20 protein-coding genes are annotated in these 23,899 nt (G+C 28.9%); 5 read left to right on the top strand and 15 right to left on the bottom strand.

Going from position 1 to position 23,899, the window contains the following annotated elements:
* The first annotated feature begins 73 nt into the window (after positions 1-73).
* Complete coding sequence (locus tag GFV01_RS05880; protein WP_160565540.1) at positions 74-3,688, top strand: T9SS type A sorting domain-containing protein; 3,615 nt, start codon at positions 74-76, stop codon at positions 3,686-3,688.
* A 176-nt stretch (positions 3,689-3,864) separates the two neighbouring features.
* On the opposite strand, the gene GFV01_RS05875 is transcribed toward GFV01_RS05880, so the two are convergent.
* The 7 genes from GFV01_RS05875 to GFV01_RS05845 all read right to left on the bottom strand — a co-directional run bounded on the left by GFV01_RS05875 (position 3,865) and on the right by GFV01_RS05845 (position 11,250).
* A complete protein-coding gene (locus GFV01_RS05875) occupies positions 3,865-4,620 on the bottom strand; it encodes a glycosyltransferase (RefSeq protein ID WP_160565538.1) in 756 nt (251 codons plus the stop codon).
* 133 nt (positions 4,621-4,753) lie between these two features.
* Positions 4,754-5,902, bottom strand: a complete 1,149-nt coding sequence (locus tag GFV01_RS05870) for an EpsG family protein (protein ID WP_160556311.1) — start codon at positions 5,900-5,902, stop codon at positions 4,754-4,756.
* Positions 5,903-5,906: 4 nt separating this feature from the next.
* The gene (locus tag GFV01_RS05865; protein ID WP_160565536.1) at positions 5,907-6,872 is read right to left on the bottom strand and encodes a glycosyltransferase family 2 protein; all 966 of its coding nucleotides are present in this window, start codon (positions 6,870-6,872) and stop codon (positions 5,907-5,909) included.
* 100 nt (positions 6,873-6,972) lie between these two features.
* Positions 6,973-8,163 carry a 3-phosphoshikimate 1-carboxyvinyltransferase gene (locus GFV01_RS05860; protein ID WP_160556316.1) on the bottom strand — a complete coding sequence of 397 codons (1,191 nt, stop codon included), beginning with the start codon at positions 8,161-8,163 and terminating at the stop codon, positions 6,973-6,975.
* Entirely contained in the window at positions 8,160-8,486 is a 327-nt protein-coding gene (locus GFV01_RS05855; protein WP_160565534.1) for a nucleotide pyrophosphohydrolase, read from the bottom strand. The genes GFV01_RS05860 and GFV01_RS05855 overlap by 4 nt, the downstream gene beginning before the upstream one ends.
* Before the next feature lie 252 nt (positions 8,487-8,738).
* Entirely contained in the window at positions 8,739-9,803 is a 1,065-nt protein-coding gene (locus tag GFV01_RS05850) for a hypothetical protein (RefSeq protein ID WP_160556321.1), read from the bottom strand.
* A gap of 7 nt (positions 9,804-9,810) precedes the next feature.
* The gene (locus GFV01_RS05845; RefSeq protein ID WP_160565532.1) at positions 9,811-11,250 is read right to left on the bottom strand and encodes an MBOAT family protein; all 1,440 of its coding nucleotides are present in this window, start codon (positions 11,248-11,250) and stop codon (positions 9,811-9,813) included.
* A 110-nt stretch (positions 11,251-11,360) separates the two neighbouring features.
* On the opposite strand from GFV01_RS05845, the gene xerD reads away from it, so the two are divergent.
* Positions 11,361-12,269: a site-specific tyrosine recombinase XerD gene (xerD, locus tag GFV01_RS05840; protein WP_160556325.1), complete on the top strand. Its 909-nt coding sequence runs from the start codon at positions 11,361-11,363 to the stop codon at positions 12,267-12,269.
* Positions 12,270-12,307: 38 nt separating this feature from the next.
* Positions 12,308-12,796, top strand: coding sequence for a YkgJ family cysteine cluster protein (locus GFV01_RS05835; RefSeq protein ID WP_160565530.1), 489 nt, complete (start codon positions 12,308-12,310; stop codon positions 12,794-12,796).
* 2 nt (positions 12,797-12,798) lie between these two features.
* Here GFV01_RS05835 and GFV01_RS05830 read toward each other — a convergent pair whose 3' ends face one another.
* From GFV01_RS05830 to GFV01_RS05820, 3 genes are read right to left on the bottom strand one after another with little or no spacing between them, the layout of a single operon-like run.
* A complete protein-coding gene (locus tag GFV01_RS05830; protein ID WP_160556329.1) occupies positions 12,799-13,230 on the bottom strand; it encodes a hypothetical protein in 432 nt (143 codons plus the stop codon).
* A gap of 6 nt (positions 13,231-13,236) precedes the next feature.
* The gene (locus GFV01_RS05825) at positions 13,237-13,614 is read right to left on the bottom strand and encodes a RidA family protein (protein ID WP_220264947.1); all 378 of its coding nucleotides are present in this window, start codon (positions 13,612-13,614) and stop codon (positions 13,237-13,239) included.
* Positions 13,615-13,637: 23 nt separating this feature from the next.
* Positions 13,638-16,250 carry a putative LPS assembly protein LptD gene (locus GFV01_RS05820; protein WP_160565526.1) on the bottom strand — a complete coding sequence of 871 codons (2,613 nt, stop codon included), beginning with the start codon at positions 16,248-16,250 and terminating at the stop codon, positions 13,638-13,640.
* Positions 16,251-16,272: 22 nt separating this feature from the next.
* On the opposite strand from GFV01_RS05820, the gene GFV01_RS05815 reads away from it, so the two are divergent.
* Both GFV01_RS05815 and GFV01_RS05810 read left to right on the top strand, forming a co-directional pair.
* Entirely contained in the window at positions 16,273-17,559 is a 1,287-nt protein-coding gene (locus GFV01_RS05815; protein WP_160565524.1) for an N-acetylmuramoyl-L-alanine amidase, read from the top strand.
* A 430-nt stretch (positions 17,560-17,989) separates the two neighbouring features.
* Positions 17,990-18,832, top strand: a complete 843-nt coding sequence (locus GFV01_RS05810; protein WP_160565522.1) for a glycosyltransferase — start codon at positions 17,990-17,992, stop codon at positions 18,830-18,832.
* Between the two features lie 48 nt (positions 18,833-18,880).
* On the opposite strand, the gene asnB is transcribed toward GFV01_RS05810, so the two are convergent.
* The 5 genes from asnB to rlmH form a co-directional block, all read right to left on the bottom strand.
* Positions 18,881-20,545 (bottom strand): asparagine synthase B, encoded by a 1,665-nt coding sequence (gene asnB, locus GFV01_RS05805; RefSeq protein WP_160565520.1) that lies wholly within the window; start codon positions 20,543-20,545, stop codon positions 18,881-18,883.
* 221 nt (positions 20,546-20,766) lie between these two features.
* Positions 20,767-21,711 carry an MBL fold metallo-hydrolase gene (locus tag GFV01_RS05800; RefSeq protein WP_160565519.1) on the bottom strand — a complete coding sequence of 315 codons (945 nt, stop codon included), beginning with the start codon at positions 21,709-21,711 and terminating at the stop codon, positions 20,767-20,769.
* A 161-nt stretch (positions 21,712-21,872) separates the two neighbouring features.
* The gene (gene rdgB / locus GFV01_RS05795) at positions 21,873-22,445 is read right to left on the bottom strand and encodes an RdgB/HAM1 family non-canonical purine NTP pyrophosphatase (RefSeq protein WP_105297087.1); all 573 of its coding nucleotides are present in this window, start codon (positions 22,443-22,445) and stop codon (positions 21,873-21,875) included.
* Positions 22,430-23,239, bottom strand: coding sequence for a CPBP family intramembrane glutamic endopeptidase (locus GFV01_RS05790; protein ID WP_160565517.1), 810 nt, complete (start codon positions 23,237-23,239; stop codon positions 22,430-22,432). The genes rdgB and GFV01_RS05790 overlap by 16 nt, the downstream gene beginning before the upstream one ends.
* On the bottom strand, positions 23,232-23,705 hold the full coding sequence (gene rlmH / locus GFV01_RS05785) for a 23S rRNA (pseudouridine(1915)-N(3))-methyltransferase RlmH (protein WP_160565515.1): 474 nt from the start codon (positions 23,703-23,705) through the stop codon (positions 23,232-23,234). Before rlmH ends, GFV01_RS05790 begins: the two co-directional genes overlap by 8 nt.
* Positions 23,706-23,899 lie beyond the last annotated feature (194 nt).

Below are 23,899 nucleotides of genomic sequence, written 5' to 3'. Positions count from 1 at the left end.
TTGTCAGAACAATATTAAATAATCAAGTAAAATGAGGAAAATTTATTGGCTTTTTATTTTTTTATTTTCAATAATGAAAGCCCAGGTCAAGGTAATTGATCTTAGTACAGGCCGTAATGACGACGGCTCTGTTATGCCAATTGAAATCGAAGATCCGGATTGGAAATGTATTCGTCCGGATGGATCAGAACACGTTGCTCGTACAAGGCATACCTATTCAGGTTGGTATTATCCGCAATTCAAAGATAATACTTATAATGAGCGATGGATTACGGGAGCGCCGGGAGATCCCGGCGAAGGGTATTTTATTTATAAAAGTAAATCTTTTGTGGTACCTAAAGGAAATAAAGCTGATTTAGAAGTTCGTTCATTAGCTTATATGAGGCAATGGACATATTTAGTTAAGGAAAATACTAATAGCACGGAAACAGAGACGTTACTAACTCAAACTACGTGGATGAATGATGGAGCTAAAGGGTGGTTTAATTCGAGAAGTCCATTAGCAGAGGCAGAATTAAAACCGGGAACATATCACATAAAAGTTAAAGTTTATGTCAACAGCAGTAGAGCAAGACAATCTCTAAACGTTGCCTCAAAAGTATATATATCTCCATCAAATGAAAAAGATTATACTTTGGCGCCCAACAGTTATATTTTCGATATCGACAAAGCGAATAAAGAAAATCTAGGTGGTCTTTCAATTCCTGTAAAAAAAGCTTTTGCAGTTTGGGAAAATAATAAGTTTTTAGATAAACCTATACCACAAGGAAAATTATTTGCAGATTTACAATGGCAGGATGTGTATGGATTAGTTGAAAAAATTGAAGTTATAAATTCATCAGATTCTGATAGGGAAAATGCAAAAATAAATGTTAATATAGATAAAAGGAAAGGAAAAGGAAATGCTATAGTAGCACTTCATGTTGGTCCTAATGGTAATAGTTCAGATCCTATATACTGGAGTTGGCATATTTGGGTAACAGACGATCCTACTAAAAATGCTCGCACTAATAATAATAATCCTAATGGACAAACAAGAATGGTTTCCACTTTTATGGACCGAAACTTAGGTGCATTATCCGCAAGCTTTTTAGGAAATGATTGGACACGTTCAGGGGGACTTATGTATCAATGGGGAAGAAAAGATCCATACCCGGTATTTTTATATTTAGATGGTTATGCTCCCGAAATACATTTAGGTGAAAAAGGTTTTGTAAATAGATGGAATTATGGTAATCATATGAAAATGGAAAGGCCATATGAGACAGATGTAAATAAGAATATTCAAGCTAGTATTCATAATCCAGTTAAATTTTTTTATCCATTGAAAAAAGAATATACACAGAATTGGGATGATAGTTTGAAAATATTTAAAGCTACAGTACATAATGTTAGCTGGTTGTCCAATAACATTTCTGTTAGTAATAACGAATCTACCTTAGATTTATGGGGTGATAATTCAAAAGGTGCACGAAACTCAGCAGGTTGGGTGGTTGCTCAAGCTCAAAAAACACCATTTGATCCATGTCCATCCGGATGGAAAGTTCCGTCTTATGCTAGCCGTACAAGCTATGACAGATATAATTCTAGTCCATGGGGAAAATATCCTACCATTGGATATAAGGGTAAAAATAATTCAAAATTATGGATGGAACCTTTTGGTCAAAAATTAGACTTAATAAAATATAAATTTACTAATGGTTACGAGGATGATACTATGTTGCCCGTTGATAAGTATCCTGGAATTAAAATTTATCCCAGTTTAGGATATGACTTTAGTGATGTACCGGGTTATGATATAGGAACATTTCCATTAGTAGGTCACTATGTAGGATACTATGGATATAATCCTGCTAGGGGGCTTACATTCCAAGATCAAAATAGTGAATTAGCTCTTTGGGGGGCAACTTTAGAACAATATGGTTATGCAAAAAGATTTTCCTTAACAGCAAATGCTTTAGAAAAAGGCGCCGGAAAATACTTACTTGATCCGGAAGGATCTGGAGGTGGAACTACATATAATTTAAATGCTGTTAGATGTATTAAACAAGATAGGGCTGATACATTTTTGTTTGATACAGAATATCTTAAGGGAAAAACCTATTACAGTGAAGGGATGGATAATCCTAATACATATTTGTTAACTCAATCAAATCGTATTCAAGAAGTTAATATTCCTGTAAATAAAGCTTTCTCAATATACAATACCTATTTAACTGATGGTGAATGGCCTCAAGGCGAGTTATCATCTAATGTATATTGGACTACTAATAAAGATTTAATAAAAACTATATCTTTATATAATACAACAGGAAATAAAGAAAATTCTCAAATAAAAGTCCAAATAAATCCTAATCAATCAGGAAATGCTATTATATCAGTACATGTAGGAAACAATAGAAATTCCAAAGATCAAGTATTATGGAGTTGGCATATTTGGGTTACTAAAAATGAAGTAAAAATAAATACCTATACAACGGAAAAACGATTTAGTGATACTAAAACAAAATTAATTGATTATAAAAGATTCTTAGTATATGAAACAACATCCGGTTATAAACCTTCTACTACCGAATTTATGGATCGTGATTTAGGAGCATTAGATGCTAATATTACTAAAACGGATTTCGTGGGTATGCACTACCAATGGGGAAGAAAAGATCCAATTCCAAACTTCAAAAGAAATTCTAAAGAAAATTATACTCTTTATATAGGAAACACAGTAAACGGAAGACAAGATTATACTCCTATGACATCCGATGAATACGATAATAGTGATTATATAGGACGTAAAGAATTTGGTTCAACAAAAGAAGCATTGCTCTTTACAAGCCGTAATCCTTTATCTTTTATCGTTGATTCTAAAAATACTTGGACACCCTATGCTTTACTAAATAATGGAAATGAACTTTGGGGTAAAGCTAAAGAGAAATCTCCTTTTGATCCATGTCCTGGAGGATGGAGAGTTCCTGAAGGTGGAAATATACAACCTGCATCTCCTTGGTATAAAGAAGGTACTTATTATTTTAAAGGTGATGCTTTCTATGAGAAAAAATATAAAGAACTTGAAGGCAAAAATATTTCTTTATACATAGATAAAGAAAAAATAATAAACGGCTCAGGTTTTATATTTGATAGACCGGATTATAAATTAGGAATGTATCCTGCAGCAGGTTTTAGAGTGGTTAAAGATAATCGAAAATCATCAATTGAAAATTTTGGTATAGAATCATCCTTGTGGACAGCATCCATAGCTAATTGGTCAAAATCCGCTTATTCAAATGCACATCTTTTTTATGCTAATAGTTCTAATTTAAATATATTAGGATTTAATAATATTGGTCAAGGTCGTTCTGTTCGTTGTGTAAAAGATACACGAAGCGTAAATACTTTTCATAAAGTAGTAAATAATGTCAATGAGATTTTTACTGTAAATGATAATGAAAACTTAGACGATTCTTACATTCAAATATATCCTAATCCAAATACAGGTTTATTTTCAATCAATTTGAAAGATATTACTGAAGGAACAATACAAATATTAAACATTAATAATAGTGTTGTTTATTCTAAACAATTTAATTCATCAGATATTGAAGTAAATATTCAAGGACAACCTTCAGGAATATATATTGTAAAAATTCAATCAGGCTCAAAAATTATTACTAAAAAAATTATAAAAAATTAAAATTTCTTATTGCTAATAATAAACTCTCTAATATAAAATATTAGAGAGTTTTTTTATTGAAATTTTACGAAATTTGCTAAACCAGCTTATTTAAGGATTTTGAAATACTTGATATAAATCTTTTCTATTTTTAAATATATAAATAATAGAATATATTTTATATGATGATTGAAAATTTATATTAGTTTATATTTTTTTAAGCCATTTATAACCCAATGAGTTGTATAATATAGTGATTTATATAATGGTAATTTTAAAAACTTATAATAAACTAAAAATTGAAGTTTTAGCATTAGCCATTTATTTCTAGAATATGAATTTTGGCGTATTCTATAAATTACCAAAGGTAAGTTTAGAGCACGAAATTTACCTATGACTTTTGAAAGATTTAAAATCATAGCATAATCTTCTCTTTTATGAACGTCAGGAAAATATATTTTACCTGTTTTATTTGAATCATAAATTAATGTTGATATAAATACCGGACAGTTAAATAATAAACGTTTATATGAGACCATATCTTCCGCGACAAAATCAGCAAGACAAGGGTTTAAATTTTCGTCAACTCTTTTATATGAAGTATATACAGCTTTTTCATTATTTTGTTTTAGAAAATTAATTCTTTTTTCAAGAGCATTAGGAAGCCATAAATCATCACTATCTATAAAAGCTATATATCTTCCGCATGCATTTTTTAGACCGTAATTGCGAGCTATTGCAGCACCCTGATTTTTTTCTAAAACAATAAGTTTTATTCTACTATCAGTATATTTTTTAATTATTTCAACAGAATTATCAGTGCTACAATCATCAATAATTATCCACTCCCAATCAATATAAGTTTGTTTTAGAACAGATTCAATCGTATCGCCAATAAAATTTGCCGAATTAAAATTAGCTGTAATTATAGATACAGAAGTAAGATTATTCATAATTTAAGGATTAACAGTTAATTGCATGCTTACAATTAATTTAAGATATAAGAAGAATTTTTTATAAATTAAAACATCCAATTAATAAATTAGGATTTTATATATTTTTTTAATATTATTTTTAACAATCATACTAATTATCATTAGCAAATTCTTGAGGTATAAACTTTTTAATATTTATATTTTCATTAAATATATTAGACATTTTATCAAAGCCTAAATGGACAGAATTAGGCCACATTCTCCAACTCATTAAATAAAAATAAAGTATAAAAAAGTAATAGTAAAAGTATTTGTAACTTTTATTACAATATTTAACAATCATAGCTATTAAAATAGACCAAAAATCACCATATGCCGCTGGAAGTCTTATTGAAAAAATTGAATTTTCACGTAAAGAATAATAAATAAAATAGTGAGTGATGATTAGATTTCTAATCATCATATAATTTTTATCGGAGGTAGTTTTGCATATATAATTGTCATTGAGTAAAAGTATGACTAAAAAAATAAGTTTTACAAAATCATTTAGCCCCCATCCGGTTCCTTCTAAACTTCTATAAGAATAGAAGCCCCCGGTTGCTTCTGAAATAATGTCAGAAGAGATATTTGAGAATAAGTTTTCAAAAATTAAATACGGTTTAAATGGCGATATAAGTACAGCGAAAACAATGATTAATATACAGTTAAATGTTGATAATTTAAATTTAGCAATCCAGTAAGCAGGAATAAATATTAATGTAGTTTTATGAAAATAATATCCAATAAAAATACACAATAAAAATTTTACTAATTTTCTTTTTTCAATATATTGATAGGAAAATAAACACAATGCTATTGATGCAGCTTGTCTAATATGTCCACAATCACTAAAAAAGTAATTGGGCATAAAGAAATACATTAACGATAGCATCGGATAGGGAGAATATTTGTAATAGGTATATGTTTTTAATGAGATTGATATTAAAGCATATATAAATAATAATAAAAAAAATGGCATTTTAAAATATCCCAAAATTTTTGATATTAATGCATATGTTACTTCAATATCAGCATTAAAAATTTTATTCCATGTAATATATTTATTAATATTTAAATATATTCGATAATAGGGCCAATAGTCTGCACCTTGAGCCACACGTATTCCTGCAAGAAAAATAAGAAGTGAGCAAATAATTATATAAGGTACTTTAATCGTTGCCTTTAGGCCATTATTCGATATTTCTAAATATGAAAAAAATGTAATTATAAAGAGAATAATATAATATACAGGATGAAGCATTAATTCATAGTTTTATTAATTGTAATAAATAAAATACTATTTTTTTAAGGTTTAGTGAAAATAGATAATTTTTACCGAATCGTTTATATTGAAAAATTTGCCATTTAGATATGTTTTCAATTTTTAATATTTTTTTTAGTTTATCAAACATTTGTTTTTTAACACCATTATCATTTACAAATGCATAATAAGCTAAAAAAGAATAAAATCCTTGGAATATAATAAATTTTTTCCATTCATCTATATTTTTCTTATAATTACTTTTAAAAAAATCCTGTTTAACCATTTCAATGGCATCCAACATATTAATTCCTTTAATTGTAAAATTTCTTGTTATAGAACCATTTCTAATAAGGTAATAATAGAAAAATTTATTAGTTTTTGCTACTGTTTTTGCTTTTAAAAATAAACGAGGTATCGTAGCAACATCTTCAAAATGCAAATTTGATGGAAAAGATATTTCATTAAATAATTCTCTTTTAAAAATCTTGTTGCATGCAAAACAAGACATTTCTCCAAAAATTGTGAAATCTTCTGAGAGGTCTATTTTTTCAGGCAATTGATGTGACTGAGGTAATTTTTTTATAATGTTCCCATATATATCTACATTTTGTAAACTGCATACAACTATTTCCGCAGAATGATTAATTGCTAAATTATACATATCATTCATCATGTTTTCATCAATCCAATCATCGCTATCGACAAAGGCTATAAAATCACCTGAGGAATTTCTGATCCCATTATTTCTGGCTTCACTTAATCCTTTATTTTTTTGAATTATTGATTTTATATTGTGATATTTTAATACATATTCATCAATAATTAATTGCGATTTATCGGTAGATCCATCATTAATAATAACGATTTCTATTTCTTTACATGTTTGATGAATTAATGAATCTAAGCATCTACGAAGATATGCTTCAACATTATAAACGGGAACAATTATAGATATTTTATAATTCATGAATTATCAAAAACGATCCAAAGGTAGTATATTTAAAATTATTATATAAAATAGATTTGGTCAAAAAAGGGTGTTATGATAGCATATTCATAAGTAAATATTACTTTATTCCATAATATTTCATATCATGCCAAAATTCCACATAAGACTTTTCAACTACATTTGGATATAATATTTCTATTGGAAATAATAGTTTAAGAGGAGCAAAACTCATAGCCATTCGGTGGTCATTGTATGTTTCAATTTTTTGATTTTCATTAAAAATATTGACTTTATGAAGCTTAAAAGAATTATCAGTAATTTCAACACTTCCTCCACATTTTTCGATTTCATTTTTAAGAGCGATTAATCGATCAGTTTCCTTTATTTTCAGAGTTTCAAGACCAGTTATTTTGATTGGTATTTGCAGTCCAAAAGCAGTTAATGCAACAGTTTGGGCAATATCCGGACAATCATTCATTTCTAATTCGATATATTTTGGATAATCAAAATGGTCGATTTTAAATAAGGTTATTTCATCGTTTGCAAATAAAGTTTTTATACCAAAATATTTTTGATAAATATCAACAATTCTTCGATCTGCTTGTAAAGAATCTTGAAATAAATATTTAATATTTATTCTAAAATTATTACTTAATGCACAAACTGCATAATGATATGAAGCGGATGACCAATCACTTTCAATTATAAAATCTTGTTTTTTAATTTCATTAATTGGGAGTATTGAAATTTTATTTTCATATAGAGTAGCAGAAATTCCTATTTTATTTAAAATCTGCAGAGTCATAGTTATATAAGGTTTAGAAGTAATTTTACCTTCTAAATTTATAATTAAACCGTTTTTAAGTTTTGCTCCAATTAAACATAAGGCAGTTATATATTGGCTGCTAATATTAGCAGGTAAATTAATAGTATCACATATAATTCTTTTTCCCATAATTCTTAAAGGAGGATATCCTTCATTTTCAAGATAGGAAATATGAGATCCTAAAAAATTTAATGCATCTACTAAAATCTTTATAGGTCTTTCTTTCATCCTGTCTGAACCGGTAAGTATAACGGTTTTATTTTTTTGAATTGCAAAATAAGCAGTTAAGAATCTCATTGCTGTACCCGCATGATGTATATCAATCAGTGGTTCTTTAGAAGCTAAAGCTTCTACCATCTTTTGGCTGTCTTGACTTTTAGATAAATTTTGTAAACGAAGTGGATCGTTGTATAATGAATTTAATAATAATACACGATTGGTGATACTTTTTGATCCAGATAGATTGATAGTTACTTCTTTCATTTTAATTTTTTATTATTAACATGTCTTTCACTATCACGACGAGTAGTTGCAACCAACTTTTTTTGAAAGGCATTTTCCAAATCAATTCCTGTTTGATTAGCTAAACAGGCTACAACGAAAATTACATCCGCTAACTCTTCACCTAAATCTTTATTTTTATCTGATTCTTTTTCTGATTGATCCCCATATCTTCTTGATATAATTCTAGCAACTTCACCTACTTCCTCGGTTAATTGTGCCATATTTGTCAATTCACTAAAATATCTAACACCATATTTTTTTATCCATTCATCGACCTGTAATTGTATATCTTTTAAGCTCATTTTGATAAACTTATTAAAGTTAAGTTATTAATTATAAATAATATATATATCTTAAAAATTAAAATTATAAGTATTGGTATGTAATTAATAAATACATTGAATATTTAATTAATTATGTCTTTTATTTTAATAAAGTAAAGTATATAAAGATTAATAAACATTATATCTTTACCTTTGAATTAAGAGTTTTTAATTATTGATATTAAGTTTTTCTAAATCTTATTTCATTTAACTAAATTAGACAACTTTTTATTAAAACTTATTTATTATCCTATATAATATTGGTTTTATATCTAATGCAAACTTTTTTGAAAATTTTTCAGCTCCATTTGCATTTAGATGTAATGAATTAAAAAAATATTTTTTTTGGTAACTCATTGTATCATTTGAATAGTTAATAAATGGTATATTATATTTTTTGGAAATGTTTGTATATATTTCCATAACTTCAGCTCTGTTTTTAATGAATTTTTGTCCTTCAATATATTCAGGTGTGTATACAAATAATACATAAATATTTTTTTGAATTAACTCAGTAAGAATTTTTTCAAATAAATGTATCCCTTTTTTATTTATTGAAACTTCTAAATGTCCTTTAGAAAATAAAGCATTATCAAAATCACTATTCCAATTTAAATCACGGGGTAGATATCCTTTAATTCTTTTTTCGGGTTTTATAATATTTTCATTATTAATAATCCTAGATATTTCTTCATTTAATGAGTCAGAATTTTCAAACTTCTGCTGTGAAATATTTTGGATAAAAGATAGAAATTTAATACGCCCTAATTCTAAAGCCTTATTAGAATAAAATGAGTCAACATATCTCAATAATGGAATTTTATAATCAAAATAGCTAAAATGAGGAAATTTGTAAACAGAAAGTTGCTCTTCAATTTCTTTATGTTTAGGCCAAAACATATAGGGAGAAAATTGATCGGGTTGATATATACCTATTGGATCACTAAATAATAAATCATCTAAAGAATAAATAACTACTTTTGGTTTTTTGTTATATTTTAAAAACTCAATATGCCTTAAATTTTGTAGCCATATATGTTGTCCGGCCATTCCGAGATTATAAGCAGTTGTATGAAATTCGTCTTCTAAGATTACTGGATTAATATGATTAAGAGCTCTAGAAGAACCATAAATTACTATATCTGAATTAATCCTACCATTATAAATATCTTCCCATACTGAAAAGTCACCAGCACCAGATGCTCTAATTTTTTTTGATATAATAAAGTCACTTAAATAAGCCAAAAATATTATGGGTAGGAGGAAAGCTAAAATTCTATAAATAAACTTCTTCATGTATTTACTAAAACTGAAAATATATAAACTCTTGAGAATTTTTTTGACCAAAAACAAGCATTAAAATAATAAGGATGTAATAAAATCCCCAACGAATACAAGTTTTTGATTTATAAAATAATTTTTCAATAGCATAATTATTTTCTCTTCCTTTCCATTCAACTAAAATTAAAAGTAAAAGTAGAGGAAATAAACTTAGATTAAAAATACTTAAATCAGGTAAATGAATTGAATTAAACATTTTGTTAATATAAGAAAATGCCTGACTTAAAGATTCTGATCTAAAGAAAATCCAAGCAAATGAAGCTAATAGAAATGTATAAACAATCTGAAAAAACTCCTTGAAATTAGGTAAAATTTTTCCTTTGGCTACAATATCCATATTATTTCTGTTAGTTTTAAAAATAATGGAAGGCAAAATAAAAAGAGCATTCAATCCTCCCCATAAAATGAAAGTCCAATTCGCTCCATGCCAAAAACCGCTCACTAAAAATATTATAAAAGTGTTTCTAATTCTCTTAATTGTTCCTCCTTTACTTCCACCTAGAGGAATATACAGATAATCTTTAAACCAAGAAGATAAGGATATATGCCAACGTCTCCAAAATTCAGCAATACTTCTAGAAAAATAAGGATAATTAAAATTTTTAATCAGTTTTATTCCCAAAAGTTTACCTGAACCCAAAGCTATATCAGAATATCCCGAAAAATCTCCATAAATTTGGAATGAAAATAGAATGGCACCTAAAAAAAGAGTCCCGCCCGATTGACTTTCATAGGAATTAAAAATTAAATTAACTGCTTTAGCACAATTGTCTGCAATTACTATCTTTTTAAATAACCCCCATAAAATTTGTTTTAAACCGCTTACCGCTAGTTCATAATTGAATTTTCTTGGTTTTTCAATTTGAGGAAGTAGATGAGTAGCCCTTTCAATAGGCCCGGCAACCAAGAGAGGAAAAAAGCTAACAAATAAAGCGTATTCAATCCAATTATGGGAAGGTTTGATTTTTTTATTATAAATATCAAATACATAAGACAAGCCATGAAAAGTATAAAAAGAAATGCCGACCGGTAGAATTATGTTTAAAGTTGAATAATGAGCAGTAAAACCCAATTTTTGAATTAAATCAGCAAAAGATTCAATAAAAAAGTTATAATATTTGAAAAAACCTAGAAAACCTAAATTTATGGATACACTTATAATTAACCAAATTTTTTTCTTTATCTGAGTATTAGAATTATATATTTTTAAACCACTTATATAATCAAGAATGGTTGAAAAGGCAAGTAAAAATAAAAATTTCCAATCCCAGCAAGAATAAAAAAAATAGCTTGAAATTAAAAGGAATAAATTTTGGAGTTTTAAATTTTTATTTAAAATAAGCCAATAAATAATAAAGATGATAGGTAGGAAAATTGCGTATTCAAATGAGTTGAAAAACATTTCTCAGTATTTATACCGACAAAAATACGAAAACATAATTAGACATTGGCAATAACGGCTTTTAATTAATTAGTAAGAATATTAATTGCCAAAATATTAAATTTGTATTAATGGAATGGAATCAAGAAATACATATTTTTCAAGAATATTTATTATTAGAAAAAGGCCTTTCTCAAAACACACAATTAGCTTATATAAGGGATATTAAAAAACTAATAAAATTTACCGAACATGATACGTCCATTACCCCATATACTATAGACAGATTTTTAATTCAAGATTTTATTTATGATTTTGCAAAAAAATCTTCCTCAGCAAAATCTCAAGCACGAGTAATATCATCATTAAAATCATTTTTTAAATTTTTACAAATTGAAGAAAAAAGGCAAGATAATCCGGCAGAATTGCTCGAAAGTCCTAAAATTGGCCTGTATCTTCCCGATGTGCTAAGTCATGAAGAAGTAGTAACTATAATACAGTCTATAGATTTATCCCAATCAGAAGGAGAGAGGAACCGTACCATTATTGAAACATTATATGGATGTGGCCTTCGTGTTTCAGAATTAATTAATTTACGACTCTCCGATTTATATTTGGATGAAAATTTTATTAGAGTTATCGGAAAAGGTAATAAACAAAGATTAGTTCCTGTATCGGATTGGACGATTAAATATATTAATCTTTATAAAGACTCAATTCGTATCCATTTAAACCCTAAACCTAAATGTGAAGATATACTTTTTTTAAATAGAAGAGGAGGACAGCTAACACGTGAAATGATTTTTATAATAATAAAAAATATTGCGGAAAAGGCTGGAATCAAAAAGAAAGTTTCCCCCCATACATTCAGGCATTCTTTTGCAACGGTGTTACTGAAAAATGGTGCCGATTTACGTTCAATTCAGCAAATGCTTGGACATGAAAGTATTACCACAACAGAAATATATACCCATCTAGATAGTCAACAACTAAGAGATACCATTGAAAAATATCATCCATTTTCAATTAAAAAGGGCTAATATTTTAAGTTAAATAATATATACACTTTAAAAGAATAATGAATTTAGATAAATATAAAAACGAAGCGTTAAAAAAAGCTTCAGAACACAAAAAATATTTAGAAAAACTAAAAAATAAGAAGCCTAAAAAATTGGATCAAGAATTAATCGAAATTCATGATAAAGTTTTCTCACATATAGATTGCCTACAATGTGCTAATTGTTGCAAAACAACAGGACCTTTGTTTTTGGAAAAAGACATTGAAAGAATATCTAAATATTTACGAATGAAACCGATTGATTTTATAGATCAATATTTATATAAAGATGAAGATAACGATTGGATTTTTAAACAATTGCCTTGCCCATTTTTGGACAGCTCCAATTATTGTTCCATCTATGAAGTACGTCCAAAAGCATGTAAAGAATACCCCCATACGGATCGTAAAAAATTCTATCAGATAAATAAATTAACCTTAAAAAATACAGTCATATGTCCTGCTGCTTACGAAGTAGTGGAGCTGTTAATGAAAACTATACGAATGTAGAATTACTTGTTTTTTTGTGAATCTATTATTTTTTTATTTTGTAACCATTCCACTATTTTAGCCCCCAGCCAAGAGAATGGAAAAAATATAAAAAACATACTTATTATATACCAGGTGGGATGTCCTTTAAATGTAAAAACAGAAATAATAGCAGTTAATAAAAGTATAAATCCGATCAACATAGCATAAGCAGTTTTTGCTGTTTTTACTAATAAAGCGCAAACTATTCCACCTAATAGAGAACCAATCCCGGAAGAAATTAATAAAGCTATAAAGAATTCGCCTTTAGCAGTACGAACAATGGATCTCCAATATTCTATTGGAAGACCTTTATAATTGTAAGGTATCCAATAAGAATTTATCATAACAGAAAGAGTAATTACTGTAATGGCTACTAAAAGCCCGGATATAACTGCAAGAGTATTTCTTATCATTTCGTTTTATAATTCTGTAGCAATAACTGAAATTTCAATTAAAACATTTTTGGGTAAGGCTGAGACTTGTACACATTCACGGGCCGGATACGCATCAGAAAAATAAGAAGCATATATTTCATTAACCGCGGCAAAATCAGATAAATTTTGAAGAAAGATGGTAGTTTTAACCAAATTATTCCAATTTAAATTAGCTTCATTGAGAATTGCTTCAATATTTTTCATAACCTGATGAGTTTGATCATCAATGGAAGTAGGAATTTCTCCGGTTTGCGGTTTTACCGGTATTTGTCCGGAAACAAATAAAAAGTTATTAACCTTAATCGCTTGAGAATAAGGTCCAATAGCTGCAGGAGCTTTTTTAGTATTAATTATTTTTTTAATCATGAATTAAATATACAAATTTTTTAAAAACTTGCATTGTCATTGAAATTTTTAGCCTCATATTTTACCGCATCTTTTAATATGGCTGCTTTTACTCCTATATAAAAACTCCATGTCTTGTTATAACTTGAAGATATGGGAACCCAATTAAAATTAATATTAAAACTTCTTAAATCTCTCATAAATCCTAGTCGAGTGTATCCGAATTCTTTACTTTCCAAATCGTAATTAGTAGATGCAGTAATCTTCCAATACGGAGAAGGGGAGATTTCTCCCGAAAGATTTACCGTAGCAGTAACATTAGTATTTCTATTATATTCTTTCGTAGAAGCATAATTCAATCCTACGTCCAATTTCCAAGGCATATCAAAATGGGCGTAATTTTCATCATCAAAGTAGTATTTTTCATATCTAACTGTTCCTTGCTTCTTATATTTAATTACTTTTTTTTCACCGAATAATGATTCATCCAAAGAAAAATTCAGTCCCATCGTATAACTGGCAATAGTAAAATATCCAAACTTATCAATAGCATGACCTACTGTTGATTCGGGAGTATCAAATACTATTTTATAAGGATTTACCCTCATGGCATAATTAACACGTAATTTAGAATTAAATAAAGAAGAAGAACCCGAAGCATTAATAGGACTCCATTTCAAAGAATCTGCAGCAAAATTATAAGATGTATTGATATTTAAAGATTCGAATATTTTTATCTTTTTAAAACCGCTGGATTCTTTTTTATTTCTAACCTTCATTTCAAGATTGTTAGCAAGGGAAATATTTATGGCACTGTTTTCATAATTGGAAGGATTACCCATGACATTTCCTTCAAAATAAGAATATTTTACTTTTTTTCCATCTTTATCTGTGTACGTACCGTAATATCCCCAAGAATCTTTAGAGAAGTCAGGCATAAAACCATAGCTGACCGTAGGAGATATCATATGACGGATTGCCTGAATCATACTTCCTTTTTTAAAGTTGGCGATACCATACAAAGTCGTTGTTAAATTAAGGGACCCGTCAAAAGTTCGGAAAGTTTTAAATCCATCTTTATTAAATGTTTCAACCTTATCCGAAGAAGCATTATAGTCCCTTCTAATAGTCTTTGTTGTCCAGATTTCTCGATAATTACCATTGATACCTAATTGAAAATAATTAAAAAGTGTGGAAGTAGTACCAAAACTGGTGGAATTTTTCATTCCGTTATTAGAGTTTTTAAACATTTTTGACGTAAACATATCATCAGTAGTCGTATTCAATGAATTTTGAAGATTCATTTTATAATCCATATAGATATTGTGCCAAATGGTTTTCTTAGGTCCTGATTTAGGTTTAAAAGGATAAATTTGAGGCATCGTAACCGTTACATTAGGAAGTACCATGGTTACATCGCCGGTTGAAATATTTTGCGAAGCGGAGGTATTAAGTGAAATAGTTAAGGGATTATTATTAAATCTTTTAACCAAAGAAATTGATGATGAAGTCTGATTGTTATTTACATTACCATGTAAAGCATTTTGATTATATATGCTGTTGTTGTAGTAATTCTGACTCATAAAATTTACCGATGCGTTAAAGGACAAATTTGGATTGGCTTTGGCATCTTGTAAATGAGACCAGGTAATACGATAATTTTCAATTTCTGAATAATCATCCAGTCCTTTGGTACTGTTTATATTTTTTTCATAAATAAAATTTAAATTACCTGAATATTTGTAACGATTCAAATACCTTAATCGATTATCGATCATCCAGCTACCTTTAGTATAAAATCCAAAACGGCTTTCTAAGTCCAAATATTCACCAATGGGAACATAAATTCCCCATCTTTCCAAATAAAATCCTTTATTTTGCCGTTCACCGAACGTTCCGATTAAAATCCCAGCCTGTCGATTGCTGCCGGTAGAAGGCAAATATAAAAAAGGTAAAATGAATGGAGTCGGGACTTGCTCAATATACATCGTGGTAGGTCCTGCAATGATGGTTTTTTGATTTTTACCGGTAATAACTTTCATTTTATTAGTCGATAAACCATAATCAGGAATAGAATCTTTTTTTGCTTTAAAATATTCATCCGTAGTCATAAATCCCCCCCTCATATAATACTCTTCATCATTCATTCTTTTGGCTTTCTTAGCAATAATTGCCATTTCATCTTCTTCCGTTCGAATATTAAAAGCCGTACCTTGTTTGGTATTCATATTAAATTGGGCTTCTGTATATTCATACTCTTTTCCTCCCTGAATAAATTTTATATTATCAATAATTCTTCCTAAACTGTCCACTTTTCCACGAGCTAAAATGTCTCCGGTATTCCAATCCATAACAATATAATCTGCCTTAATGGTCATATCCTGATAGCTGACTTGTGCATTATGGATCAGATAGGTTAATTTTTTTGAAAAAACATTACGAATTTCATCCCCTTTAGTGTCCACAATATTTTCAAGCTTTTCTTTATTGACAGATATGGAATCAGTAGGGATTTTTACAGTGTCAGAAAGGGTTTTAACTCTTTTTTCCTGTGCTAAGAGAATGTTAAAAATTAGAAAAAATAAATAAAGTATATTATATTTGAAACTTGAATTGATCAAAGCATATAAATTCAGAAAAAATTTTGCTGTCAAAATTAATCAAAAAAAAGAATTAATGAGAGTTTTAACAATATTTAACTTAAAAAATATACTACTAATAACTTTAATTTTTTTCACAAGCTCTTTATCTTCACAAAAAAAAGATTTTACCTTAGTTTTGGATGCCGGGCATGGCGGGCATGATAATGGTGCCAGAGGAGCTTTTGCCAATGAAAAAGATGTTAATCTTTCATTGGTTTTAAAAGTTGGAGCCATGATTGAAAATAACAATAAAGATGTAGAAGTTATTTATACTCGAAAGACAGATGAATTTATTCCATTAATGACCCGCGCAGATATTGCCAATAAAGGAAAAGCCAACTTATTTATTTCCATACACTGTAATTCAAGCCCTAAAAGTGCCCCGTACGGTACGGAGACTTTTGTTCTCGGAGCTCATCGAAATAGAGATAATTTTGATGTTGCAAAAAGGGAAAATGAGGTTATTTATATGGAAAAAGATTATCAAACGACTTATGAAGGATTTAACCCCTCATCACCCGAATCGGTAATAGGCCTCACATTGATGCAAAACATATACTTAGAAAACAGTTTAAAAATGGCCAGCTATGTGGAAAATAATTTTAAAAAAGAAAATCGATTTTCCAGAGGAGTAAAACAAGCCGGTTTTTTGGTTTTAGTTCAAACAGCCATGCCTTCAGTATTAATTGAAACCGGTTTCATCTCTAACCCTCAAGAAGGACAATATTTAGCTTCAGAAGATGGACAAAATGCTATAGCTAAAGATATATACGAAGCTTTTTTAAGCTATAAAAAAGAATACGATAAAAAATCAGAGAAAAAAGCGGAGGAAGAAATTCAACAAGTTGTTGAAAATCCAGTGGACAGTAACTTATCACTAAAGGTACAATTCTTAGCATCATTCAACAGATACAGTCCTAATTCCTTGCAACTTAGAGGTATGAAAAATGTTGAAATTGTTAAATCAAACGGTAAGTATATATATTATGCAGGAAGTACCAATTTACGATCTGAAAGTGAAGCGACATTAAAAATTGCCAAAGAAGCCGGGTTTACAGATGCTTCTATAATTGAATTTAATGAAAAAGAAGTGGTAACCGGTCTATACTATACCATTGAATTATTTGTATCACCTAAAAAATACAGAGAAAGAGATGCTATTTTCAAAGGATTAAATAATGTAATAAGACAAAAAACGGATAACAATTTGTACATTTATACCAGCGGAAAAGTGAGCAATTACGATTCAGCCAAAAAATTATTGGAAATCTATAAAAAAATAGGATTTTCAGATGCTATCATTTCGAAAACTTTATCGTAATTTGAATTAGTATCTTAAATAAGATATAAATTTTTTAACTCATAAATTCATGACATGAGTTAAAAAATATCCATTATAAAAAATGTTTAAAGTTTTCCAATAGATTCTTCCGTTTATTGAGCTTATTGATAACTATTTAAATTTATAACTTTGATCAGGTTTCTTAAAAACCAAGACTTGTCAAATGGTTCATTCAACCCATTTTTTAAATAAAGCTCGGTTCCGATTATCCTTATTTTACTAATTGCACAATCAAAAAGATAGTATAAAGTATTTGAATCATTTGTTAAAATATTCATACGTATATTGTGTTTAAAACTAGTAAAATTAAGGGTCACTAAAACAGATAATTTATCGTCATGGTAATGATCTTAATTTTATTTTTTTGGAATATAAAATTCAATCCCATAAAAAAAATTACTTTTGTAATATGAAAGAAAATCCTATTTTATCTATAGTTGTTCCGGTTTTTAATTCAGGAATTTATTTGAAGGAAACTATTAAAAGTATTGAAGAGGTAAATTTTTCATATCCTTATGAAGTCATATTAGTAAATGACGGATCAACAGATTCGGAGACTTTAAAAATATTGGAAGATTACAATGAAAAATATACAATTATAACTCAAGAAAATGGAGGAGTAGCCAGGGCAAGAAACAAGGGTATTGAAAATGCAAAAGGCCAATATATATTACCTTTCGATTCGGACGATATAATGAATGGAAATTATTATGATCAAGCCCTACACAAGATGGTTCAAGATCCAACTATTGACATTCTCTATGGAGATTATATAATTTTCGGAAGTGAAAACAGGTACAATAAATCAGGAAAATATAATCGTTTACGCTTAATAAATAGCGGATGTTTTTTACCCAATTCAAGTATTTATAAAAAAAGGGTATGGGAGGATAATGGAGGCTATGATGTAACTTTGTCGTATGCAGAAGATTGGGATTTCTGGTCAAGAGCTGCAGTTAAAAATTATAGCTTTTATTATTTTAATCAACCCTTATACAAATATAGAAGAATTCATGATGGAAAATCATTAAGTCAAAGCAAGGTAACCAATTATAATGAAGCCATTAAAACTTTAAAAAGTAAAATTCCTGCTTCTGTATTTAATCAAGAAACCATAAGTGATTATGTTGTACAATCTGTAAGAGAAAATAGAAAATTAAAGATAAAACTCTTTTTACGCATATTTTTTCCAAAAATATTTAATTATCTAAAAAAGAAAAACCTATTTCCAAATGGGATAGTAGTAGAATAAAATGGCTTTTATTATCAATAATAAAAGCCATGAAATAGAAATTTTGATCTAAATAGCATCAGTATGCACCGTTTTTACGGCTCTACCTGATGGATCAGGGTTATTTTTAAATGCTTCATCCCATTCTAAAGCCACGGCAGAACTACAGGCTACAGAAGGTACAGAAGGAACCGTTTGTGCTGCTGCTTGAGAAGGGAAATGTTCTTCAAATATGCTTCTGAACCAATATTCTTCTTTTGACATCGGTGGATTTATTGGAAAGCGTTCAGATGCTCTTTCCATTTGTTTATCAGAAACTTTTTTATCAGCCGTTTCTTTTAATGTATCAATCCAGGAGTAACCCACCCCGTCTGAAAATTGTTCTTTTTGTCTCCATGCAACTTCTTCTGGTAAATAATCTTCAAATGCCTCTCTTAAAATATGCTTTTCAATTTTTCCGTTTCCGCACATTTTATCTTTAGGATTTAAAGTCATGGCAATATCCATGAACTCTCTGTCCAAGAAAGGAACCCGCCCTTCAACGCCCCAAGCCATTAAGGATTTATTGGCACGAAGACAGTCGTAAAGGTGGAGTTTATCTAATTTTCTGACGGTTTCTTCATGAAATGCTTGAGCATCAGGTGCCTTGTGGAAATATAAATATCCGCCGAAAAGTTCATCGGATCCTTCTCCCGATAATACCATTTTTACTCCCATAGATTTTATATATCTGGCTAATAAGTACATGGGGGTAGAAGCTCGAACTGTTGTAACATCGTAGGTTTCAATATGATAAATGACATCACTGATCGCATCTAAAGCTTCTTCAATGGTAAAATGAATTTCATGATGTACGGTCCCGATATGGTCTGCCACTTTTCTGGCTGCCAACAAATCCGGAGCACCTTTCAGTCCGACAGCAAAGGAATGCAGTTGAGGCCACCAAGCATCCGAATTATTGTTATCTTCCACTCTTTTACTTGCATATTTTTTTGCAATAGCTGAAATAATGGATGAGTCTAATCCACCGGATAGAAGAACCCCGTAAGGAACATCAGACATCAACTGTCTGTGTACAGAATCTTCTAATCCTTTTCTTAATTTTTGAATGTCAGAAATGTTGTCTTTCACAGAATCAAAATTCATCCAATCTCTATGATACCAAGTTTTTATTTCTCCGTCCGGACTGTATAAGTATTTTCCGGGTTCAAATTCTTTGATATCCGGACAAACTCCTTCCAACGATTTGAGTTCACTGGCTACATAAAATTGCCCTTTTTCATCATATCCCATATATAAAGGAATGATTCCCATATGATCTCTGCCAACTAAATAAGCATCTTTTTCTTGATCATATAAAACGAAGGCATAAATTCCTGTAATATCTTCAAATAATTTAACCCCTTTTTCTTTATATAAAGCTAAAATAACTTCACAGTCAGATAAAGTTTGGAAATCGTATTTTCCTTCAAATTTCTTTCTAATTTCTTTATGATTGTAAATTTCACCGTTTACGGCTAATATCAATTTTTTATCGCTGCTATATAAGGGTTGGCCACCGGAAGCAATGTCAACGATGGATAATCTTTCATGAGCAAGGATTGCATTTTTATCGCAATGGATTCCGGACCAATCCGGACCTCTATGACGAATTTTTTTTGCCATTTTTAAAGCCTGAGGCCTTAATGTTTCACCGGCTTCTTTTAAATCGAAAATTCCTACAAATCCACACATTTTTTTTGTTTATTAATTTTTGTAAAATTAAAGTAAATTAGCTTAAATGTAAATATAATTTGTAATTTTTATTTTTAAAATAAATTTATTTATTGGTTTTAATTTATTTTATAAACTTTTTGATGGTAAAACACAAAAATAAGTTTAGATTGAGAATGTGAAATGTTTGAAATAATAAACTGTAAAAATATTTTTCAGAAATAGATTCTTTTTTTCATCACCTATTTCAAAATGATACGCTCTCCTTGTGTAGGAAATATATAATTGATAGAATATGGGTTATGTTTAACTAATTGTTCCTTAATTATTTGTTCATGATTTCCTTTAGGTTTGATATGGGTAACAATAATTGTTAACTTTTTCATATTTTTTTTTCCTACTAATTGAGCTAATTTTTTCATTTCTTCATTTAGTAAGTTGGGCGTTAAATGACCAAACAATAATTCTTCAGGTTGAGAATTAGGAAAAGAAACTTCAATAAGAAAGGTTTTTAATTTTCCTGATTTAATTTTAGGAGCTATAAGGTTCCAAATTTTTTTGAGTTTATCGGATTTTTCAATTCTGTCTGCTCCGGTATCGCCAAAATATAAAACTGCTTGGGTATTATTTTCCACTAAAATGGCGGAACTTTTAAGTGGTTTTACATGACTTAATTCATAAACTGTACCCGTTAAACGGGTATTAAGAATAGGGAATGCATTTCCTATTTCTGTGTATATATATTGATATTTATTAAGAATTGGACTTTCGCCTTCATTGGCAAAATTGATCCAAGCAGCATTGGTAAAATATTTATTTTTTAAAACTTCAATGGTTTCCTTACTTGCATAAATTGGCTTGGAGGAATCTTCGGGAGAGTTAATCAACATTCCTGATAAATGGTCTAAATGGCCATGAGATATAAAATATCCTTTGATGCTATCTTTTAATACATTTTCAATTGTAGTATTGGTAAAGGTTCCTTTTTCAATTGCCTTATTAATACCACTATAAATAGTTCCGGCATCCAAAGCTAAATAATTGAATGTTTTTTCTTCAGCAATTAGATAAGAAGAAAGATTACTCTCATTACTTCCTCCGTATACTCCTAATGGAACGATCTCTAAATTCTGAGCCGAGGTAATTATAGATACCGTAAGACATATTTTCAGAAAATATTTTTTCATGATCCTACTTTTTTAAATCAAATTATAATTGAAATATTTTTTCATAAGACTTGTGCATCTTTCCATTAATTGAAATATCAACGTATGCTAAGAAAATGAAATTCAGTAATTGCTTAAATTAAAGTAAAAAATATAACGGATCATTTACAGTATGAAGTTAACTAATATAACTTTAAAAAATTAGTAAATCTTCGTAAAGCAATAGCTCTGTGACTTATCATATTCTTTTCTTTAGGTGAAAATTCTGCGAAACTTTTCAAATATCCGTCAGGAATGAAGATCGGATCATATCCGAACCCACCATCACCCTTGATTTCAGTAGTAATAGTACCAAAAATTTTACCTTCAAAATATTTAACTTCCTCATTATTTACCCAACAGATTACGCTTATAAAATATGCTTTTCTATTGGTACTATTTTGCATACTTTTTAGCACTTTAGAAATATTATCATCAAAAGATCCGGTGCCTGCATAACGCGCAGAATAGATTCCGGGTTCTCCATTTAATGCTTCAACTACTAATCCGCTGTCATCAGCAAAACAGGGTATATGAGTTAAATCATATCCGAATTTAGCTTTAATAAAAGCATTTTCACGGAAAGTGGTCCCTGTTTCTTCAATTTCGCCTTCAAAATTATAATCAGCAAAGGTTTTAAGTTGAAAATTTTCGGGTAAAATTTCAATTATTTCAGCTTTTTTATGTTCGTTTTGTGTAGCTAATAGGATTTCCATGATTGATTTTTTGTTAATTTCATATAAATGCATCCAAATATAGCTATTATAATAATACCAACAATGAACAGAGTAAAATTACTAAAACCTAATTCGGGTGATTCCAATGATTTATATCGCATAAAAAATATAAAACCTATCGTATTATTAATGCAATGAAGTAGTGTGCAGGTAAGTAGGGATCCTGTTTTATAGAATGTAATTCCCAAGACAATTCCGGCTAAAATTCCACCAACTGCTTGCCAAGGAAATATATGGATTCCTCCAAAAATTAAGGCTGATATTAATATAGCTTTTTGTGGTTTAATTTGATTATTGAGCATTCCCTTTAAAATAAATCCCCTAAAAAATAATTCTTCAAAAATTGGAGCAACGATACATACCGATATAAAGGTAATTATAGGATAATTACCGGCATTACCCAATAAGGCATACGACATGGTTTTATACATTTTTTCGAATATTTCGCCTTGAGTAGGTATTAATCCGGTTAAAAATTCTGAAACTAAATATTGTCCAAAAAATAACAAAAGGGCAATAGGGAAGAGTTTACTATTCTTAAGTGAGTAACTGATTATAAAACGTTCTTTTCTGGGTTTCAATCCCACCAAATAATAGACTAAATAAACAATTAGATAATTTCCAATGGTTAGAATCGGGGTAAAAACGTAGGGATTGGTATGTAGTTTTTTAGCTAGAATTGAAAATAGAGGACTTAGTACCAAAGCTCCCAAAAAAAATAAGATAAGAGCTAAAACTATGTCATACCATTTTAATTTAAGATAATTATTCATTGTGATAAGGTTTTCCTTGTAAAATACTGAAGCCGCGATATAATTGCTCAACGAAAAACAAACGCACCATCTGATGCGTAAACGTCATTTTGGATAAAGCTAGTTTTTGAGGATTTAGATTATAAATTTTATCAGAAAATCCATAAGCTCCTCCGATACAAAAAACTAAATGTTTAACAGAATTATTCATTTGCTTTTCCAGAAATGATGAAAATTCAGTTGAAGTAAACTCTTTGCCTTTTTCATCTAAAATTATGAGTGTATCTCCCGAAACTAAAAAAGAAAGAATGGACTCTGCTTCCGCATTTTTTAATTCATTTTCTGAAAGATTTTTGGAATTTTTTACATCCGGTAATTCTTTGCGTTCAAATTTAATGAAAGCGGGTAAGCGTTTTTCTAAATTTTCCATTAGAATTACTAATTCTTTAGAATTGGTTTTGCCAATCGATAATAATGTAATTTTCATGCCACATTAATAACTGCAAAAATAGAAGATTAATTATAAATAAAGTCTTCATATTGTTAAACCCGTTTTTTAAAAAAATATAGTAATAGTATCCTTATTCGCTTCCATATAATATAAGTTCTAAACGTTTAAAATTAAATTTAGTTTATGAATACTCGTTTGTAATATATTTTTCTTGATTGAGATAATAACTT

Origin of the sequence: Apibacter sp. B2912 (genome assembly GCF_009827835.1) — a bacterium.
Lineage (GTDB): Bacteria > Bacteroidota > Bacteroidia > Flavobacteriales > Weeksellaceae > Apibacter.
Note: the sequence above shows the minus strand (reverse complement) of the source record. Positions and strands in the feature narration are given on the sequence as shown.

Coding starts and splice junctions, on each gene's coding strand:
- xerD (WP_160556325.1), top strand. CDS start 11,361: ATGGAATGGAATCAAGAAATACATATTTTTCAAGAATATTTATTATTA.
- GFV01_RS05850 (WP_160556321.1), bottom strand. CDS start 9,803: ATGAAGAAGTTTATTTATAGAATTTTAGCTTTCCTCCTACCCATAATA.
- GFV01_RS05815 (WP_160565524.1), top strand. CDS start 16,273: ATGAGAGTTTTAACAATATTTAACTTAAAAAATATACTACTAATAACT.
- GFV01_RS05870 (WP_160556311.1), bottom strand. CDS start 5,902: ATGCTTCATCCTGTATATTATATTATTCTCTTTATAATTACATTTTTT.
- GFV01_RS05865 (WP_160565536.1), bottom strand. CDS start 6,872: ATGAATTATAAAATATCTATAATTGTTCCCGTTTATAATGTTGAAGCA.
- GFV01_RS05880 (WP_160565540.1), top strand. CDS start 74: ATGAAAGCCCAGGTCAAGGTAATTGATCTTAGTACAGGCCGTAATGAC.
- GFV01_RS05860 (WP_160556316.1), bottom strand. CDS start 8,163: ATGAAAGAAGTAACTATCAATCTATCTGGATCAAAAAGTATCACCAAT.
- GFV01_RS05800 (WP_160565519.1), bottom strand. CDS start 21,711: ATGAAAAAATATTTTCTGAAAATATGTCTTACGGTATCTATAATTACC.
- rdgB (WP_105297087.1), bottom strand. CDS start 22,445: ATGGAAATCCTATTAGCTACACAAAACGAACATAAAAAAGCTGAAATA.
- GFV01_RS05790 (WP_160565517.1), bottom strand. CDS start 23,239: ATGAATAATTATCTTAAATTAAAATGGTATGACATAGTTTTAGCTCTT.
- GFV01_RS05875 (WP_160565538.1), bottom strand. CDS start 4,620: ATGAATAATCTTACTTCTGTATCTATAATTACAGCTAATTTTAATTCG.
- GFV01_RS05845 (WP_160565532.1), bottom strand. CDS start 11,250: ATGTTTTTCAACTCATTTGAATACGCAATTTTCCTACCTATCATCTTT.
- GFV01_RS05810 (WP_160565522.1), top strand. CDS start 17,990: ATGAAAGAAAATCCTATTTTATCTATAGTTGTTCCGGTTTTTAATTCA.
- GFV01_RS05835 (WP_160565530.1), top strand. CDS start 12,308: ATGAATTTAGATAAATATAAAAACGAAGCGTTAAAAAAAGCTTCAGAA.
- GFV01_RS05830 (WP_160556329.1), bottom strand. CDS start 13,230: ATGATAAGAAATACTCTTGCAGTTATATCCGGGCTTTTAGTAGCCATT.
- GFV01_RS05855 (WP_160565534.1), bottom strand. CDS start 8,486: ATGAGCTTAAAAGATATACAATTACAGGTCGATGAATGGATAAAAAAA.
- asnB (WP_160565520.1), bottom strand. CDS start 20,545: ATGTGTGGATTTGTAGGAATTTTCGATTTAAAAGAAGCCGGTGAAACA.
- rlmH (WP_160565515.1), bottom strand. CDS start 23,705: ATGAAAATTACATTATTATCGATTGGCAAAACCAATTCTAAAGAATTA.